15 protein-coding genes are annotated in these 16,888 nt (G+C 50.2%); 11 read left to right on the forward strand and 4 right to left on the reverse strand.

The features are described 5' to 3' along the window. Window positions 1-201: 201 nt before the first annotated feature. Window positions 202-1,383, forward strand: a complete 1,182-nt coding sequence (gene setB, locus QUF14_RS14020) for a sugar efflux transporter SetB (protein WP_000551977.1) — start codon at window positions 202-204, stop codon at window positions 1,381-1,383. On the opposite strand, the gene QUF14_RS14025 is transcribed toward setB, so the two are convergent. Then, window positions 1,380-1,634, reverse strand: a complete 255-nt coding sequence (locus tag QUF14_RS14025; protein ID WP_001354771.1) for a YkgJ family cysteine cluster protein — start codon at window positions 1,632-1,634, stop codon at window positions 1,380-1,382. The two genes, setB and QUF14_RS14025, sit on opposite strands and share 4 nt — an antisense overlap. Before the next feature lie 154 nt (window positions 1,635-1,788). Here QUF14_RS14025 and yeiP point away from each other — a divergent pair, with 154 nt between their 5' ends. From yeiP to yejF, 10 genes are all read left to right on the forward strand, one after another. Beyond that, a complete protein-coding gene (gene yeiP / locus QUF14_RS14030; protein WP_001136827.1) occupies window positions 1,789-2,361 on the forward strand; it encodes an elongation factor P-like protein YeiP in 573 nt (190 codons plus the stop codon). A gap of 222 nt (window positions 2,362-2,583) precedes the next feature. Then, window positions 2,584-4,050: a mannitol dehydrogenase family protein gene (locus QUF14_RS14035; RefSeq protein ID WP_001354772.1), complete on the forward strand. Its 1,467-nt coding sequence runs from the start codon at window positions 2,584-2,586 to the stop codon at window positions 4,048-4,050. A 117-nt stretch (window positions 4,051-4,167) separates the two neighbouring features. After that, window positions 4,168-5,154 (forward strand): zinc-binding GTPase YeiR, encoded by a 987-nt coding sequence (gene yeiR, locus QUF14_RS14040; protein WP_000198827.1) that lies wholly within the window; start codon window positions 4,168-4,170, stop codon window positions 5,152-5,154. Window positions 5,155-5,192: 38 nt separating this feature from the next. Beyond that, window positions 5,193-5,897, forward strand: coding sequence for a Kdo(2)-lipid A phosphotransferase (gene lpxT / locus QUF14_RS14045; protein ID WP_000594601.1), 705 nt, complete (start codon window positions 5,193-5,195; stop codon window positions 5,895-5,897). 421 nt (window positions 5,898-6,318) lie between these two features. Continuing rightward, a complete protein-coding gene (gene mepS, locus QUF14_RS14050) occupies window positions 6,319-6,885 on the forward strand; it encodes a bifunctional murein DD-endopeptidase/murein LD-carboxypeptidase (protein ID WP_000241011.1) in 567 nt (188 codons plus the stop codon). Window positions 6,886-7,065: 180 nt separating this feature from the next. Next, the gene (locus QUF14_RS14055) at window positions 7,066-8,622 is read left to right on the forward strand and encodes a cyclic di-GMP phosphodiesterase (RefSeq protein ID WP_000470621.1); all 1,557 of its coding nucleotides are present in this window, start codon (window positions 7,066-7,068) and stop codon (window positions 8,620-8,622) included. Window positions 8,623-8,703: 81 nt separating this feature from the next. Further along, window positions 8,704-10,518 carry an extracellular solute-binding protein gene (locus QUF14_RS14060; protein ID WP_024211944.1) on the forward strand — a complete coding sequence of 605 codons (1,815 nt, stop codon included), beginning with the start codon at window positions 8,704-8,706 and terminating at the stop codon, window positions 10,516-10,518. Then, window positions 10,519-11,613 (forward strand): microcin C ABC transporter permease YejB, encoded by a 1,095-nt coding sequence (locus tag QUF14_RS14065; protein ID WP_000501604.1) that lies wholly within the window; start codon window positions 10,519-10,521, stop codon window positions 11,611-11,613. It begins immediately after the preceding gene. Continuing rightward, on the forward strand, window positions 11,613-12,638 hold the full coding sequence (locus QUF14_RS14070) for an ABC transporter permease (protein WP_000088899.1): 1,026 nt from the start codon (window positions 11,613-11,615) through the stop codon (window positions 12,636-12,638). Before QUF14_RS14065 ends, QUF14_RS14070 begins: the two co-directional genes overlap by 1 nt. A gap of 1 nt (window position 12,639) precedes the next feature. Beyond that, the gene (gene yejF / locus QUF14_RS14075; protein ID WP_000194932.1) at window positions 12,640-14,229 is read left to right on the forward strand and encodes a microcin C ABC transporter ATP-binding protein YejF; all 1,590 of its coding nucleotides are present in this window, start codon (window positions 12,640-12,642) and stop codon (window positions 14,227-14,229) included. Between the two features lie 3 nt (window positions 14,230-14,232). On the opposite strand, the gene QUF14_RS14080 is transcribed toward yejF, so the two are convergent. The 3 genes from QUF14_RS14080 to rsuA form a co-directional block, all read right to left on the reverse strand. Then, window positions 14,233-14,577 (reverse strand): YejG family protein, encoded by a 345-nt coding sequence (locus QUF14_RS14080; RefSeq protein ID WP_000202798.1) that lies wholly within the window; start codon window positions 14,575-14,577, stop codon window positions 14,233-14,235. Between the two features lie 332 nt (window positions 14,578-14,909). Next, on the reverse strand, window positions 14,910-16,100 hold the full coding sequence (gene bcr, locus QUF14_RS14085) for a multidrug efflux MFS transporter Bcr (protein ID WP_000213374.1): 1,191 nt from the start codon (window positions 16,098-16,100) through the stop codon (window positions 14,910-14,912). 27 nt (window positions 16,101-16,127) lie between these two features. Next, window positions 16,128-16,823 carry a 16S rRNA pseudouridine(516) synthase RsuA gene (gene rsuA, locus QUF14_RS14090; RefSeq protein ID WP_001234850.1) on the reverse strand — a complete coding sequence of 232 codons (696 nt, stop codon included), beginning with the start codon at window positions 16,821-16,823 and terminating at the stop codon, window positions 16,128-16,130. Window positions 16,824-16,888 lie beyond the last annotated feature (65 nt).

The raw sequence follows: 16,888 nt of genomic DNA on the forward strand, positions 1-16,888 counted from the left end.
TGCTGCACAATTTTTTGTCATTTTTCCTAATTGCTGATGGGAAAATCCGTTATCAGCAATTTCATTTCAGCAGCGTCAGCAGCCAATCAGCAACAGTGAAATGGCATTTTGATTATTCGTGGCGCTTTTGATTTCGCTGTCTGTTTATTTTCTAACAAGCAGCGTAAACTCCGCGTCTTCCTCTTCCAGTGATCGACCAGCATGCATAACTCCCCCGCAGTCTCCAGCGCGAAATCGTTTGACCTGACCTCGACGGCGTTTTTAATCGTTGCCTTTCTCACCGGTATTGCGGGCGCTCTGCAAACCCCGACACTCAGTATTTTCCTTACCGATGAAGTACATGCCCGTCCGGCGATGGTGGGATTCTTCTTTACCGGCAGCGCTGTCATTGGGATTCTGGTCAGTCAGTTTCTCGCCGGGCGCTCTGATAAGCGCGGCGATCGCAAATCGCTGATTGTCTTTTGCTGCCTGTTAGGCGTGCTGGCCTGCACCCTTTTTGCCTGGAATCGCAACTACTTTGTTTTGCTATTCGTTGGCGTCTTTCTTAGCAGCTTTGGCTCGACCGCTAACCCGCAAATGTTTGCCCTTGCACGTGAACATGCCGACAAAACCGGACGTGAGGCGGTGATGTTCAGCTCTTTTTTACGCGCTCAGGTTTCACTGGCATGGGTCATTGGCCCGCCGCTGGCTTATGCCTTAGCGATGGGTTTCAGCTTTACGGTAATGTATCTGAGCGCAGCGGTAGCGTTTATTGTTTGCGGCGTGATGGTGTGGCTGTTTTTACCGTCGATGCAAAAAGAGCTTCCGCTGGCGACCGGCACGGTTGAAGCGCCGCGCCGTAACCGTCGCGATACGCTGCTGCTGTTTGTCATTTGTACATTGATGTGGGGCTCGAACAGCCTGTACATTATCAACATGCCGCTATTTATTATCAACGAACTGCATCTTCCCGAGAAACTGGCAGGCGTGATGATGGGGACCGCCGCCGGGCTGGAAATCCCGACCATGTTGATTGCCGGATATTTCGCCAAACGTCTGGGTAAGCGTTTCTTAATGCGCGTTGCTGCCGTGGGTGGCGTCTGTTTTTACGCAGGAATGCTGATGGCGCATTCACCTGTCATTCTGTTGGGCTTGCAGCTGCTAAATGCTATTTTTATTGGCATTCTGGGTGGCATCGGGATGCTCTATTTTCAGGATTTGATGCCCGGTCAGGCAGGTTCAGCCACCACGCTCTATACCAACACGTCGCGCGTGGGCTGGATCATCGCAGGATCTGTGGCGGGCATCGTCGCCGAGATCTGGAATTATCACGCTGTGTTCTGGTTTGCGATGGTGATGATTATCGCCACTCTGTTTTGCTTACTGCGGATTAAAGATGTTTAAGGCGCGGTCAGCATTTCCAGATCGATAAGCCAGGTCATTGCCTGCTGACGCGAGTTACCGCACATTTCAGCGCTGGCTTGTAACCCTGCACAGACTTTCGGTCGTAGTGGCGAGGTGAAAATTTTACAGCGCTGATACTCATCTAGCTGAATGCAGGGCGTATTGGCGGGCTTGCCATCTGGCATACCGGGAATAGGGCTGGAAATTGAAGGGGCTGTGCAACACGCCCCGCAACCCGGACGGCATTCCATACGTTGTTCTCTTAAGGTTAACCACCGGATTGATGAGCGCGCACAGTACCACCTTTTTTGCACCAGCAAAAGTGCGAATACCACTTGCCCGAAAGGCCCGTCGCGAGTACTTTGTCGCGATATTTTTGACATTTTCGACTACAGGAATTTTTCGATGCCAAGAGCGAACGAAATTAAAAAAGGTATGGTACTGAATTACAACGGCAAACTGCTGCTGGTTAAGGATATTGATATTCAGTCGCCCACTGCCCGCGGTGCCGCTACGCTGTACAAAATGCGTTTTTCTGATGTCCGTACCGGGCTGAAAGTAGAAGAGCGTTTCAAAGGAGATGATATCGTTGACACCGTGACGCTGACCCGCCGTTACGTTGACTTCTCCTATGTCGATGGCAACGAATATGTCTTTATGGATAAAGAAGACTATACCCCGTATACCTTCACCAAAGATCAGATTGAAGAAGAGTTGCTGTTTATGCCTGAGGGCGGCATGCCGGACATGCAGGTGCTGACCTGGGACGGTCAACTGCTGGCGCTTGAACTGCCGCAGACCGTTGATCTGGAAATCGTTGAAACCGCACCAGGCATCAAAGGGGCATCTGCCAGCGCCCGTAACAAACCGGCGACATTGAGCACTGGTCTGGTGATTCAGGTACCAGAATACTTAAGCCCGGGCGAAAAAATTCGTATCCATATCGAAGAACGCCGTTATATGGGTCGTGCTGACTAACTTCAGCCGCATGCAGAAAAGGGATAGCTCAGGCTGTCCCTTTTTTAATTTATTATACCAATCTTCTATTTTGCGCTTCCTGAATATAGTTCTCCCGTAATATTCACCAGTTCATTGATCGCCCTCACACTTCATCGCATTAACAATCCAGACCAATTTCAATTTCTGTCATATAACTTTACACTGTCATTGTTAATCAATCGTTACTAAGACGTGACTCCTATGAATACAATCGCCTCCGCTACGCTCCCGCCTCAGGTACACGCTCCACGCTACGATCGCCAGCAGTTGCAATCACGTATCGTTCATTTTGGCTTCGGAGCCTTTCACCGCGCACATCAGGCGTTACTGACCGATCGTGTGCTGAATGCCCAGGGCGGCGACTGGGGGATCTGTGAGATCAGCTTGTTCAGCGGCGATCAACTGATGAGCCAGCTCCGCGCACAGAACCATTTATATACCGTGCTGGAGAAAGGTGCGGACGGCAATCAGGCGATAATTGTCGGTGCCGTTCACGAATGCCTGAATGCAAAACTGGATTCCTTAGCGGCAATTATTGAGAAATTTTGCGAGCCACAGGTGGCAATTGTTTCCCTGACGATTACCGAAAAAGGCTATTGTATTGACCCGGCCACCGGTGCACTCGACACCAGCAATCCGCGGATTATTCACGATCTTCAAAATCCTGAAGAACCTCACTCCGCGCCGGGTATTCTCGTCGAAGCACTGAAACGACGCCGTGAACGCGGCCTTGCACCGTTTACCGTACTCTCCTGCGACAATATTCCCGACAATGGCCATGTGGTGAAAAACGCGGTGCAGGGGATGGCGGAAAAACGTTCACCAGAACTCGCCGGGTGGATAAAAGAACACGTCAGTTTTCCGGGAACCATGGTCGACCGTATTGTTCCGGCAGCAACCGACGAATCACTGGCGGAAATCAGCCAAAATCTGGGGGTGAATGATCCCTGCGCGATTAGCTGCGAACCGTTTATCCAGTGGGTGGTGGAAGATAACTTCGTCGCTGGGCGTCCTGCCTGGGAAGTCGCAGGTGTACAAATGGTGAATGATGTCCTGCCATGGGAAGAGATGAAACTGCGTATGCTTAATGGCAGCCACTCTTTTCTCGCTTATCTGGGTTACCTCTCAGGATTCGCGCACATCAGTGATTGCATGCAGGATCGCGCATTTCGCCATGCCGCCAGAGCATTAATGCTGGATGAGCAAGCGCCGACACTGCGAATTAAAGATGTCGATTTAACACAATATGCAGATAAGTTAATTGCACGTTTTGCTAACCCGGCGCTGAAACATAAGACCTGGCAAATCGCAATGGATGGTAGCCAGAAATTACCGCAACGTATGCTGGCAGGTATTCGCATACATCTGGCGCGCGAAACGGACTGGTCGTTGCTGGCATTAGGCGTTGCAGGCTGGATGCGTTACGTCAGCGGCGTTGATGATGCCGGAAATGCCATTGATGTTCGCGATCCGCTTAGCGATAAAATTTGCGAACTTGTTGCGGGCAGTAGCAGTGAACAACGCGTAACCGCCCTGCTTTCTCTGCGTGAAGTTTTCGGTGATGATCTGCCAGATAACCCGCATTTTGTGCAGGCTATCGAACAAGCCTGGCAGCAAATCGCACAATTCGGCGCGCATCAGGCGCTATTAAACACCCTCAAAATTTAACGATTTCTGCGGTTAAAGCGGATGAAGCTCGCCTTCGTCCGCTCTCCCCTTCTCTTTTCTGCCTTTTTTAGCCAGGATTAACGCTCAGTTAACTTTTAAGAATATTGCGGAGCCGTTGTGACCAGGACCAACCTCATCACCGGTTTTCTCGGCAGCGGGAAAACTACGTCGATTCTTCATCTGTTAGCCCATAAAGATCCCAACGAAAAATGGGCGGTACTGGTTAATGAATTTGGGGAAGTCGGAATTGATGGTGCTTTGCTCGCCGATAGCGGCGCATTGTTGAAAGAGATCCCCGGCGGCTGTATGTGCTGCGTTAATGGTTTACCCATGCAGGTAGGGTTGAATACCTTACTGCGTCAGGGAAAACCAGACCGCTTGTTGATAGAGCCGACCGGGCTGGGCCATCCGAAACAGATCCTCGATCTCTTAACCGCGCCCGTGTATGAACCGTGGATAGATCTGCGCGCCACGTTGTGCATTCTCGATCCACGCCTGCTGCTGGACGAAAAAAGCGCCAGCAATGAAAACTTCCGTGACCAGCTGGCTGCCGCAGACATTATTGTCGCCAATAAATCCGACCGTGCGACGCCCGAAAGTGAGCAAGCGCTACAGAGCTGGTGGCAGCAAAATGGTGGCGATCGGCAATTAATTCACAGCGAGCATGGGAAAATTGACGGTCATCTTCTGGATTTGCCACGTCGCAATTTAGCCGAGTTGCCCGCCAGCGCGGCGCATTCTCATCAGCATAGCGTGAAAAAAGGGTTAGCAGCGTTAAGCCTGCCAGAGCATCAACGCTGGCGTCGCAGTCTGAACAGTGGACAAGGGCATCAGGCCTGTGGCTGGATATTCGACGCTGATACGGTATTCGACACCATTGGCATTCTGGAATGGGCGCGACTTGCACCGGTGGAACGCGTCAAAGGCGTGATGCGTATTCCCGAAGGGCTGGTGCGAATCAACCGTCAGGGCGATGACCTGCACATTGAAACGCAAAACGTTGCGCCACCGGACAGTCGTATTGAGCTGATTTCCAGCAGCGAAGCTGACTGGAATGCTTTGCAGAGCGCGCTGTTGAAGCTTCGTTTAGCGACTACCGCGTAAGGTTGCCTGCGTTTTTCAGTAAGATAATTAGAGAAAATATGATTAAAAATTTGCCGCAAATAGTGTTGTTGAATATTGTCGGCCTCGCGCTGTTTCTTTCCTGGTATATTCCCGTTAATCATGGATTCTGGTTGCCGATTGATGCGGATATTTTTTATTTTTTTAATCAGAAACTGGTCGAAAGTAAGGCCTTTTTGTGGCTGGTTGCATTGACCAACAATCGCGCTTTCGACGGTTGTTCACTGCTGGCGATGGGAATGTTGATGCTGAGTTTCTGGCTGAAAGAAAACGCCCCAGGCAGACGACGTATCGTGATTATTGGCCTCGTCATGCTATTAACTGGAGTGGTCTTAAACCAACTGGGACAGGCATTAATTCCTGTAAAACGGGCCAGCCCAACATTAACTTTTGCCAATATTAACCGCGTCAGCGAACTGCTCCCTATCCCCACGAAAGATGCCTCACGAGACAGCTTTCCCGGCGATCACGGCATGATGTTGCTTATTTTTTCGGCATTCATGTGGCGTTATTTCGGCAAAGTCGCAGGCCTTATCGCCCTTATTATTTTTGTGGTTTTTGCATTTCCCAGAGTAATGATTGGTGCACACTGGTTTACTGACATCATTGTTGGTTCGATGACCGTGATATTGATTGGTTTGCCCTGGATGTTGCTGACGCCATTAAGTGATCGATTAATCACCTTTTTTGACAAATCACTACCGGGAAAAAACAAACATTTCTAAAACAAATAACTCACGGTAATTAACATCATCAGGTTTATTTTTATAGTAAGGATATTCCTGATGATGTGCGCCTTTGCTTTCTTTCATCGAACACAAAAATCATTCCCTAAGTAAATGAATGGATTGTATGCGTTTCACTCAATCGTACTTTAATTGACCAATCCCGCTTATTAACTTTCTGTATCACTTTTTCTTATAAAAAATCATGTAAAACCACTCGCCAAGACCGCACCAATCGGGTAATCTCGAACTCGTTTTGCCTCGGCGGTAGATTATCCTCACAGCATATAATTTTGTGCGTTAGTCCACAGATTTGGCCTTAAGGAATTGTTTCAACATGCCCAGGTAATTAGTCTCATGTCGCTTAGCATTTTTTTATAACGATATTTGTCGTTAAGGACTTCAAGGGAAAACAAACAACATGGTCAAATCTCAACCGATTTTGAGATATATCTTGCGCGGGATCCCCGCGATTGCAGTAGCGGTTCTGCTTTCTGCATGTAGTGCAAATAACACCGCAAAGAATATGCATCCTGAGACACGTGCAGTGGGTAGTGAAACATCATCACTGCAAGCTTCTCAGGATGAATTTGAAAACCTGGTTCGTAATGTCGACGTAAAATCGCGAATTATGGATCAGTATGCTGACTGGAAAGGCGTACGCTATCGTCTGGGCGGCAGCACTAAAAAAGGTATCGATTGTTCTGGTTTCGTACAGCGTACATTCCGTGAGCAATTTGGCTTAGAACTTCCGCGTTCGACTTACGAACAGCAGGAAATGGGTAAATCTGTTTCCCGCAGTAATTTGCGTACGGGTGATTTAGTTCTGTTCCGCGCCGGTTCAACGGGACGCCATGTCGGTATTTATATCGGCAACAATCAGTTTGTCCATGCTTCCACCAGCAGTGGTGTTATTATTTCCAGCATGAATGAACCGTACTGGAAGAAGCGTTACAACGAAGCACGCCGGGTTCTCAGCCGCAGCTAATAAACCGTTTGGATGCAATCCCTTGGCTATCCTGACGAGTTAACTGAAAGCACTGCTTAGGCAGTGCTTTTTTGTTTTCATTCATCAGAGAAAATGATGTTTCCGCGTCTTGATCCAGGCTATAGTCCGGTCATTGTTATCTTTTAAATGTTGTCGTAATTTCAGGAAATTAACGGAATCATGTTCATACGCGCTCCCTCTTCTGGACGTAAGCTTATGCTTACCTGCATCGTTGCAGGCGTGATGATTGCGATACTGGTGAGCTGCCTTCAGTTTTTAGTGGCCTGGCATAAGCACGAAGTCAAATACGACACACTGATTACCGACGTACAAAAGTATCTCGATACCTATTTTGCCGACCTGAAATCTACTACTGACCGGCTCCAGCCGCTGACCTTAGATACCTGCCAGCAGGCTAACCCCGAACTGACTGCCCGCGCGGCGTTTAGCATGAATGTCCGTACGTTTGTGCTGGTAAAAGATAAAAAAACATTCTGTTCATCTGCGACTGGTGAGATGGACATTCCACTCAATGAATTGATTCCGGCGCTCGACATTAATAAAAACGTCGATATGGCGATCTTACCCGGCACGCCGATGGTGCCGAACAAACCCGCAATCGTCATCTGGTATCGCAACCCTTTGCTGAAAAATAGCGGCGTGTTTGCCGCTCTGAATCTCAACCTGACGCCTTCTCTCTTTTATAGTTCACGGCAGGAAGATTACGATGGCGTCGCCCTCATTATTGGCAATACTGCGCTATCTACCTTTTCTTCACGTTTGATGAACGTTAATGAATTAACCGACATGCCGGTCCGTGAAACTAAAATTGCGGGCATTCCTCTGACCGTTCGGCTTTATGCGGATGACTGGACATGGAACGATGTGTGGTACGCATTTTTACTGGGCGGCATGAGTGGAACAATGGTTGGACTTCTCTGCTATTACCTGATGAGCGTGCGTATGCGACCGGGCAGAGAAATCATGACCGCCATCAAGCGCGAACAATTTTACGTGGTATATCAACCGGTGGTTGATACACAAGCTCTGCGGGTAACGGGCCTGGAAGTACTACTACGCTGGCGGCATCCTGTAGCGGGAGAAATTCCCCCGGATGCCTTCATCAACTTTGCCGAATCGCAAAAGATGATTGTGCCGCTGACTCAGCATCTGTTTGAGTTGATTGCCCGTGATGCCGCAGAATTAGAAAAAGTACTGCCGGTAGGCGTCAAATTTGGCATTAACATTGCGCCGGACCATCTGCACAGCGAAAGCTTTAAAGCTGATATCCAGAAACTGCTCACTTCCCTGCCCGCACACCATTTCCAGATTGTGCTGGAAATTACCGAGCGCGATATGTTGAAAGAGCAAGAAGCCACGCAACTCTTCGCCTGGCTGCATTCAGTCGGCGTTGAAATTGCTATTGATGACTTTGGCACCGGGCACAGCGCGCTTATCTACCTTGAGCGTTTTACGCTCGATTATCTGAAAATTGATCGTGGATTTATCAACGCCATCGGTACGGAAACGATCACTTCACCCGTACTTGACGCGGTGCTGACGCTGGCGAAACGTCTCAATATGCTGACGGTTGCTGAAGGGGTTGAAACGCCGGAACAGGCGCGATGGCTAAGCGAACGCGGCGTTAATTTCATGCAAGGCTACTGGATCAGTCGCCCATTACCGCTGGACGATTTTGTCCGCTGGCTGAAGAAACCGTATACGCCGCAGTGGTAAGGCGTGCTTACGTCCCTTATTATTCATAGTGAAAGCATGCCGGTTTGCGGCTAATGATGAGTAAAAGGAAATCTGTTGCAGATGATTGTGCGCATACTGCTGCTGTTTATCGCTCTGTTCACCTTTGGTGCGCAGGCGCAGGCTATCAAGGAAAGCTATGCCTTTGCGGTACTGGGCGAACCCCGGTACGCGTTTAATTTCAACCATTTTGATTATGTGAACCCCGCCGCGCCAAAAGGTGGGCAGATAACGTTGTCAGCCCTCGGCACCTTCGATAATTTCAACCGCTATGCACTGCGCGGCAACCCAGGCGCACGCACCGAGCAGTTGTACGACACGCTATTTACTACTTCCGATGACGAGCCAGGCAGTTATTATCCGCTGATTGCCGAAAGTGCGCGCTATGCTGACGATTATTCCTGGGTGGAGGTCGCTATTAATCCGCGCGCCCGTTTTCATGATGGTTCTCCCATTACTGCCCGCGATGTAGAGTTTACTTTTCAAAAATTTATGACCGAAGGCGTGCCGCAATTTCGTCTGGTCTACAAAGGCACCACCGTCAAAGCCATTGCACCATTAACCGTGCGTATTGAGTTAGCGAAGCCCGGCAAAGAAGATATGTTGAGTCTGTTTTCGCTGCCGGTATTTCCAGAAAAGTACTGGAAGAATCACAAACTTAGCGATCCGCTCGCCACGCCTCCGCTTGCCAGTGGTCCGTACCGAATTACGTCCTGGAAAATGGGGCAAAATATTGTCTATTCCCGCGTGAAAGATTACTGGGCAGCAAACTTACCGGTAAACCGTGGACGCTGGAATTTCGACACCATTCGCTACGATTACTACCTCGATGATAATGTCGCCTTTGAAGCGTTTAAAGCCGGTGCCTTTGATTTGCGTATGGAAAACGACGCCAAAAACTGGGCCACGCGCTATACCGGTAAAAATTTCGATAAGAAATACATCATCAAAGATGAGCAAAAGAACGAATCAGCCCAGGATACGCGCTGGCTGGCGTTTAATATCCAACGTCCGGTATTCAGCGATCGCCGGGTCCGGGAAGCGATCACTCTCGCCTTTGACTTTGAATGGATGAACAAGGCGTTGTTTTACAATGCCTGGAGTCGCACGAACAGTTATTTTCAGAATACCGAATACGCAGCCAGAAATTACCCCGACGCCGCGGAGCTGGTGCTTCTGGCACCAATGAAAAAAGATCTTCCGCCAGAAGTCTTCACACAAATCTACCAGCCGCCGGTATCGAAAGGCGATGGCTACGATCGTGACAACCTGTTAAAAGCCGACAAACTTCTCAATGAAGCGGGCTGGGTGCTGAAGGGTCAGCAACGCGTTAATGCCACAACGGGTCAGCCTCTCAGCTTTGAATTATTGCTTCCCGCAAGCAGCAATAGTCAGTGGGTATTACCGTTCCAGCACAGCCTGCAACGGCTGGGTATCAACATGGACATTCGCAAGGTGGATAACTCGCAAATCACCAACCGCATGCGCAGTCGCGACTATGACATGATGCCGCGCGTATGGCGGGCGATGCCGTGGCCCAGTTCCGATTTACAGATTTCCTGGTCATCGGAATATATCAACTCCACTTATAATGCCCCCGGCGTGCAAAGTCCGGTTATCGACTCGCTGATCAACCAAATTATTGCCGCGCAGGGAAATAAAGAAAAATTACTGCCGTTGGGGCGAGCACTGGATCGCGTATTAACGTGGAATTATTACATGCTGCCAATGTGGTATATGGCGGAAGACCGTCTCGCCTGGTGGGATAAATTCTCTCAACCCGCAGTGCGCCCTGTTTACAGCCTGGGTATCGATACCTGGTGGTATGACGTTAATAAAGCGACGAAACTGCCGTCAGCCAGACAACAGGGAGAGTAGATGGGCGCTTATCTGATTCGCCGTCTGTTGCTGGTGATCCCAACGTTATGGGCGATTATCACTATCAACTTTTTCATCGTGCAAATTGCGCCTGGCGGTCCGGTCGACCAGGCCATCGCCGCCATTGAGTTTGGTAATGCCGGAGTATTACCCGGCGCAGGCGGTGAAGGTGTTCGCGCCAGCCATGCGCAAACGGGCGTCGGCAATATCAGCGACAGTAATTACCGTGGTGGACGCGGATTAGATCCAGAAGTGATCGCCGAGATCACTCATCGCTACGGTTTCGATAAGCCGATCCACGAACGTTACTTCAAAATGCTCTGGGACTACATCCGCTTTGATTTTGGCGATAGCCTGTTTCGCAGCGCCTCGGTGCTGACGCTGATTAAAGACAGTCTGCCGGTTTCCATCACCCTCGGATTGTGGAGCACGCTGATTATCTATCTGGTGTCGATTCCGCTGGGTATTCGCAAAGCTGTTTATAACGGCAGCCGCTTTGACGTCTGGAGTAGCGCATTTATCATCATCGGCTATGCCATTCCGGCCTTTTTGTTTGCCATCCTGCTGATTGTCTTCTTCGCGGGCGGCAGCTATTTCGACCTGTTCCCTCTGCGCGGCCTGGTTTCCGCTAACTTTGATTCGCTGCCGTGGTATCAGAAAATCACCGATTATCTGTGGCATATCACGCTGCCGGTGCTGGCGACGGTGATTGGCGGCTTTGCGGCGCTGACCATGCTGACAAAAAACTCATTCCTTGATGAAGTGCGCAAGCAATACGTGGTGACCGCCCGTGCGAAAGGGGTAAGTGAAAAAAATATTCTCTGGAAACATGTGTTCCGCAACGCCATGCTGCTGGTGATTGCCGGTTTTCCGGCGACGTTTATCAGCATGTTTTTTACCGGCTCGCTGCTGATTGAGGTGATGTTTTCACTCAATGGTCTTGGCTTACTGGGCTACGAAGCGACCGTCTCGCGCGATTATCCTGTAATGTTTGGTACCTTGTATATTTTCACCCTGATTGGCCTGCTGCTGAATATTGTCAGTGATATCAGCTATACGCTGGTCGATCCGCGTATAGATTTTGAGGGACGTTAATGTCGCGACTCAGCCCCGTCAATCAGGCCCGTTGGGCGCGTTTTCGTCATAACCGTCGCGGCTACTGGTCGTTATGGATTTTCCTCGTCTTATTTGGTTTGAGTTTGTGTTCTGAACTTATCGCCAACGATAAACCGTTGCTGGTACGTTATGACGGCAGTTGGTATTTCCCGTTGTTGAAAAACTACAGCGAAAGCGATTTTGGCGGCCCGCTGGCAAGCCAGGCTGATTATCAGGACCCGTGGCTGAAACAGCGGTTGGAAGATAAAGGCTGGGTACTGTGGGCACCGATTCGCTTTGGTGCTACCAGTATCAACTTTGCTACCGATAAGCCCTTCCCTTCTCCACCCTCCCGGCAAAACTGGCTGGGAACGGATGCCAATGGCGGCGATGTGCTGGCGCGCATTCTCTATGGCACGCGGATCTCAGTTCTGTTTGGCCTGATGCTGACCCTCTGCTCCAGCGTGATGGGCGTGTTGGCGGGGGCGCTACAAGGCTATTACGGCGGTAAAGTCGATCTCTGGGGGCAACGTTTTATTGAAGTATGGTCGGGGATGCCGACGCTGTTTTTGATTATTTTACTTTCCAGCGTCGTACAGCCTAACTTCTGGTGGCTGTTGGCAATTACCGTCTTGTTTGGCTGGATGAGTCTGGTCGGCGTGGTGCGGGCGGAGTTTTTACGTACCCGTAATTTCGACTACATCCGTGCGGCGCAGGCGCTTGGCGTCAGCGATCGCAGTATCATCCTGCGTCATATGTTGCCAAATGCCATGGTCGCTACCCTCACCTTTTTACCGTTTATTTTATGTAGTTCGATCACCACCCTGACCTCACTCGATTTCCTCGGCTTCGGTCTGCCGCTCGGTTCACCGTCACTCGGCGAACTGCTGTTACAAGGGAAAAATAACCTTCAGGCCCCGTGGCTTGGGATCACCGCCTTCTTGTCGGTGGCGATATTGTTGTCTTTGCTGATCTTTATTGGTGAAGCCGTCCGCGACGCATTTGATCCTAATAAGGCGGTGTAGCATGACGCAAACTCTGTTAGCGATTGAAAATTTGTCGGTGGGTTTTCGCCATCAGCAAACCGTACGCACAGTAGTCAATGATGTTTCACTACAGATTGAGGCTGGCGAAACGCTGGCGCTGGTGGGTGAGTCTGGTTCAGGTAAGAGCGTTACCGCGCTGTCAATTTTACGCCTGCTCCCTTCCCCGCCGGTTGAATATCTCTCCGGCGATATTCGTTTTCATGGCGAATCGCTGCTTCATGCCAGCGATCAAACGTTACGCGGTGTACGCGGTAATAAGGTTGCCATGATTTTTCAGGAACCGATGGTGTCGTTAAATCCATTGCATACCCTGGAAAAACAGCTTTATGAAGTGCTTTCACTCCACCGCGGAATGCGTCGGGAAGCGGCTCGTGGCGAAATTCTTAACTGCCTTGATCGCGTCGGTATCCGCCAGGCGGCAAAACGGCTGACAGATTATCCGCATCAGCTCTCCGGCGGCGAACGCCAGCGGGTGATGATTGCGATGGCGCTGTTAACGCGACCGGAATTATTAATTGCCGATGAACCGACCACCGCGCTGGACGTCTCTGTCCAGGCGCAGATTTTACAGCTGTTGCGCGAACTGCAAGGCGAGCTGAATATGGGCATGCTGTTTATTACTCATAACCTCAGTATTGTCAGAAAACTGGCTCACCGCGTGGCGGTAATGCAAAACGGTCGCTGTGTCGAGAAAAATAACGCTGCTACGCTATTTGCCTCACCCACTCATCCTTACACACAAAAGCTACTCAACAGTGAACCGTCAGGCGACCCGGTCCCATTGCCAGAACCTGCCTCAACGTTGCTAGATGTTGAACAGCTTCAGGTTGCCTTCCCCATTCGCAAAGGGATTTTGAAGCGCATTGTGGATCATAATGTGGTGGTGAAAAACATCAGTTTTACGCTACGGGCGGGTGAAACACTGGGTTTAGTGGGCGAGTCCGGTTCCGGGAAAAGCACGACGGGACTGGCGCTGCTGCGACTGATTTACTCTCAGGGCAGCATCATTTTTGACGGTCAGCCATTGCAAAATTTAAACCGCCGTCAGCTATTACCTATTCGCCATCGCATTCAGGTGGTATTTCAGGATCCTAACTCCTCGCTCAACCCACGACTCAACGTTTTGCAAATTATCGAGGAAGGTTTACGGGTTCACCAGCCGATGCTTTCTGCCGTGCAACGCGAACAACAAGTGATAGCCGTGATGCATGAAGTGGGATTAGATCCTGAAACACGCCACCGTTATCCGGCGGAGTTCTCTGGTGGTCAGCGGCAACGTATTGCGATTGCCAGGGCGTTAATTCTTAAGCCCTCGCTGATCATTCTTGATGAACCGACATCATCGCTCGACAAAACGGTACAGGCGCAAATATTGACGCTATTGAAATCATTGCAACAAAAGCATCAATTGGCCTATTTGTTTATCAGCCACGATTTGCACGTTGTCCGCGCATTATGTCATCAGGTTATCGTACTGCGACAAGGGGAAGTAGTGGAACAAGGGCCGTGCGCGCGCGTGTTTGCCGCACCGCAGCAGGAGTATACGCGTCAGCTACTGGCGTTGAGCTGACGCTTAAAAAGGATTGTAGTTTGAGAAGGGTTCGGCAATTGCCACACCAAAATTTTTCAATCGGCATGTTGCAGCAAACTCGTCCTGGCGATTTACAAACAGGCACGGCTCACCTTCACACTCCAGTACCGAGCATGGAACTTCGATGTCGCTTAACGCCTGGCTTAGTTTGTACATCACCGACCATGCATTATCACCATCCGGGCTAAGCAATTTAAGCGCCACCAGGCTGTTGTCACCGCACGGTCCATTTTGCGGAATCGGTTCAACCTTCGAACCTGCGAAACCAGCAGACCAGCGATAGTTCTGCGGCAGTCGATGGACGATTGAGAGTTGTAATGAAGTCACTTATTTTCCCCGGGAGCACATTTACTTCACAATTTGTTTACATCAATTTTAACACATCATCAACAATCCGTCTTTATACAGATCGTAAAGATTGATACCTCGCCAGCGTGGCCTCTATGGCTCTGATTTAAATAATATCTGCGGGCGTGGTCACATTTGCGGGGCTATATGTACCCGTTTCTGCGATCTAACTCAACCTTTTTAACTACAATGATGTGACTTTTTACATAAATTGATTTTACATAAAATAAACATATATCGGGGGAATGATGGATTTGTGGTTGACATGCATCAACAAAGGAAGCCTTTTAGCTTCCTCGTTGTGCAATAGATCACCGTTTTTTCGGCCGACTGGCGTACAGACAGAAGATAATGGAGCTGGTTGCGCAGAATGCAATTGACCAAATCATCGGCCATGCAGAGTTAAAGGTCGCAAGAGAAAGCAATGCGCCAACAATTGCCCCTATGCCAAAACGGAAGGTTCCTGCCAGCGAAGATGCCGTTCCCGCCATATGGGGAAACTCATCAAGAATGACCGCCATCGCATTAGATGACACCATCGACACGCAGCCCACAAACGCCGCAACGCCAACTACCAGCGACCAGAATCCCAGCCCCAGCAGCGCACTGATGACCATCCACGCCGCCATAATAAACTGTATCCACAACCCCGAGCGGAACATATTTAACGCGCCAATACGGCGGACGAAGCGACTGTTAAAGATGGTCATCACGAACAGGAAAACAATGTTTAGCGCAAAGTAATAACCAAAGTTTTCCGGCGCGACGTGGTTAATTTCAATGTAGACAAACGGTCCGGCGCTCAGGAACGAGAACATCCCGGCAAAGCTGAAACCACTGGCCAGCATATAACTCAGGACACGCTTATGGCGGAACAGTGCCGCAAAGTTACCAATAGTGGTACGAATGTGAAATGGCTGACGGCGCTCTGGCGGCAACGTTTCTTTAATCAGGAAGAAAATCATTGCCGAAGCCAGAATCGCCGCCAATGCCAGGATCCAGAAGATGTAATGCCAGCTTAACCATACCAGCACCCAGCCGCCGACAATCGGTGCCATCAACGGTGCAATAGTGGTCACCAGCATGACAAACGACATCATCCGCGAGAACTCTTCTTTCGGGTAGATATCGCGCATCAGGGCGTTAATGACCACGCTGGCCGCAGCTGCCGCCAGGCCGTGGAAGAAACGCATCACAATCAGCTGATCGATGGTTTGTGCCAGCGCACACGCCACCGCGGCGGCGGCAAACACCAGCGTACCGCCAAGAACCACCGGCTTACGCCCGAAGCTGTCTGCCATCGGCCCGTAGATTAACTGCCCTAACGCAAACCCCAGAATATAAGTACTCAGGGTCATCTGCGTACTACCCGCCGGTACGCCAAACTGCGCTGAAATTACCGGTAGCGCGGGCAGATACATATCAATCGACAGCGGCATCAACATGGCCAACAGGCCAAGGATAAAAACAATAGCAAACGACGAATGCTGTCGGGTGGTCACAACGGGCTCCTGAAAGTCATTAAAAAGTTAGACGACGCTGGCAATTTCTTCTTCAGTTAACGGACGATATTCACCGGGGGCTAAATCAGCATCCAGCGTAATGCCGCCAATACGTTCACGATGCAGCTCAACCACGTGGTTACCCACGGCGGCGAACATGCGTTTCACCTGATGATAACGCCCTTCGCTGATGGTCAGACGAACCTGCGTTGGGGTAATCACTTCCAGTACCGCAGGCTTAGTGAGATCTTTTTCGTTATGCAGCTGCACGCCTTTAGCAAATTGCTCTGCCGTATCGTCAGCTACGGGTGATTCCAGCGTCACCAGATAGGTCTTCTCGCAATGATGGCGCGGAGAAGTAATGCGGTGCGACCACTGACCATCATCAGTCATCAGCACCAGACCGGTGGTATCGATATCCAGACGCCCTGCGGCGTGCAGTTTCCACGCTACCGGTTCATCAAGAAAATAGAGCACCGTTGGGTGATCCGGGTCATCAGTTGAGCAAACATAGCCCTGAGGCTTATTGAGCATGAAGTAACGAGGACCATGTTGCTGCGCCAGCGGGTTGCCATCGTAAGCGACATCATGTTCAGGGAGCAGTTTGAACGCTGCATTACGGACGATTTCGCCATCGACGGTGACACGATTGCCGCGGATTTCACGCCCGGCAATAGCACGGCTAACGCCGAGTTGCTGTGCGATAAATTTATCAAGTCGCATGTGTGTGATTTTGCCTGTAAAAAACGGAGGTCGGGTAATGACCCGAAAATCTGAACTGTTGTCTG

The sequence above is a fragment of the Escherichia sp. HH091_1A genome (assembly GCF_030295175.1).
GTDB classification, from domain to species: domain Bacteria; phylum Pseudomonadota; class Gammaproteobacteria; order Enterobacterales; family Enterobacteriaceae; genus Escherichia; species Escherichia coli_F.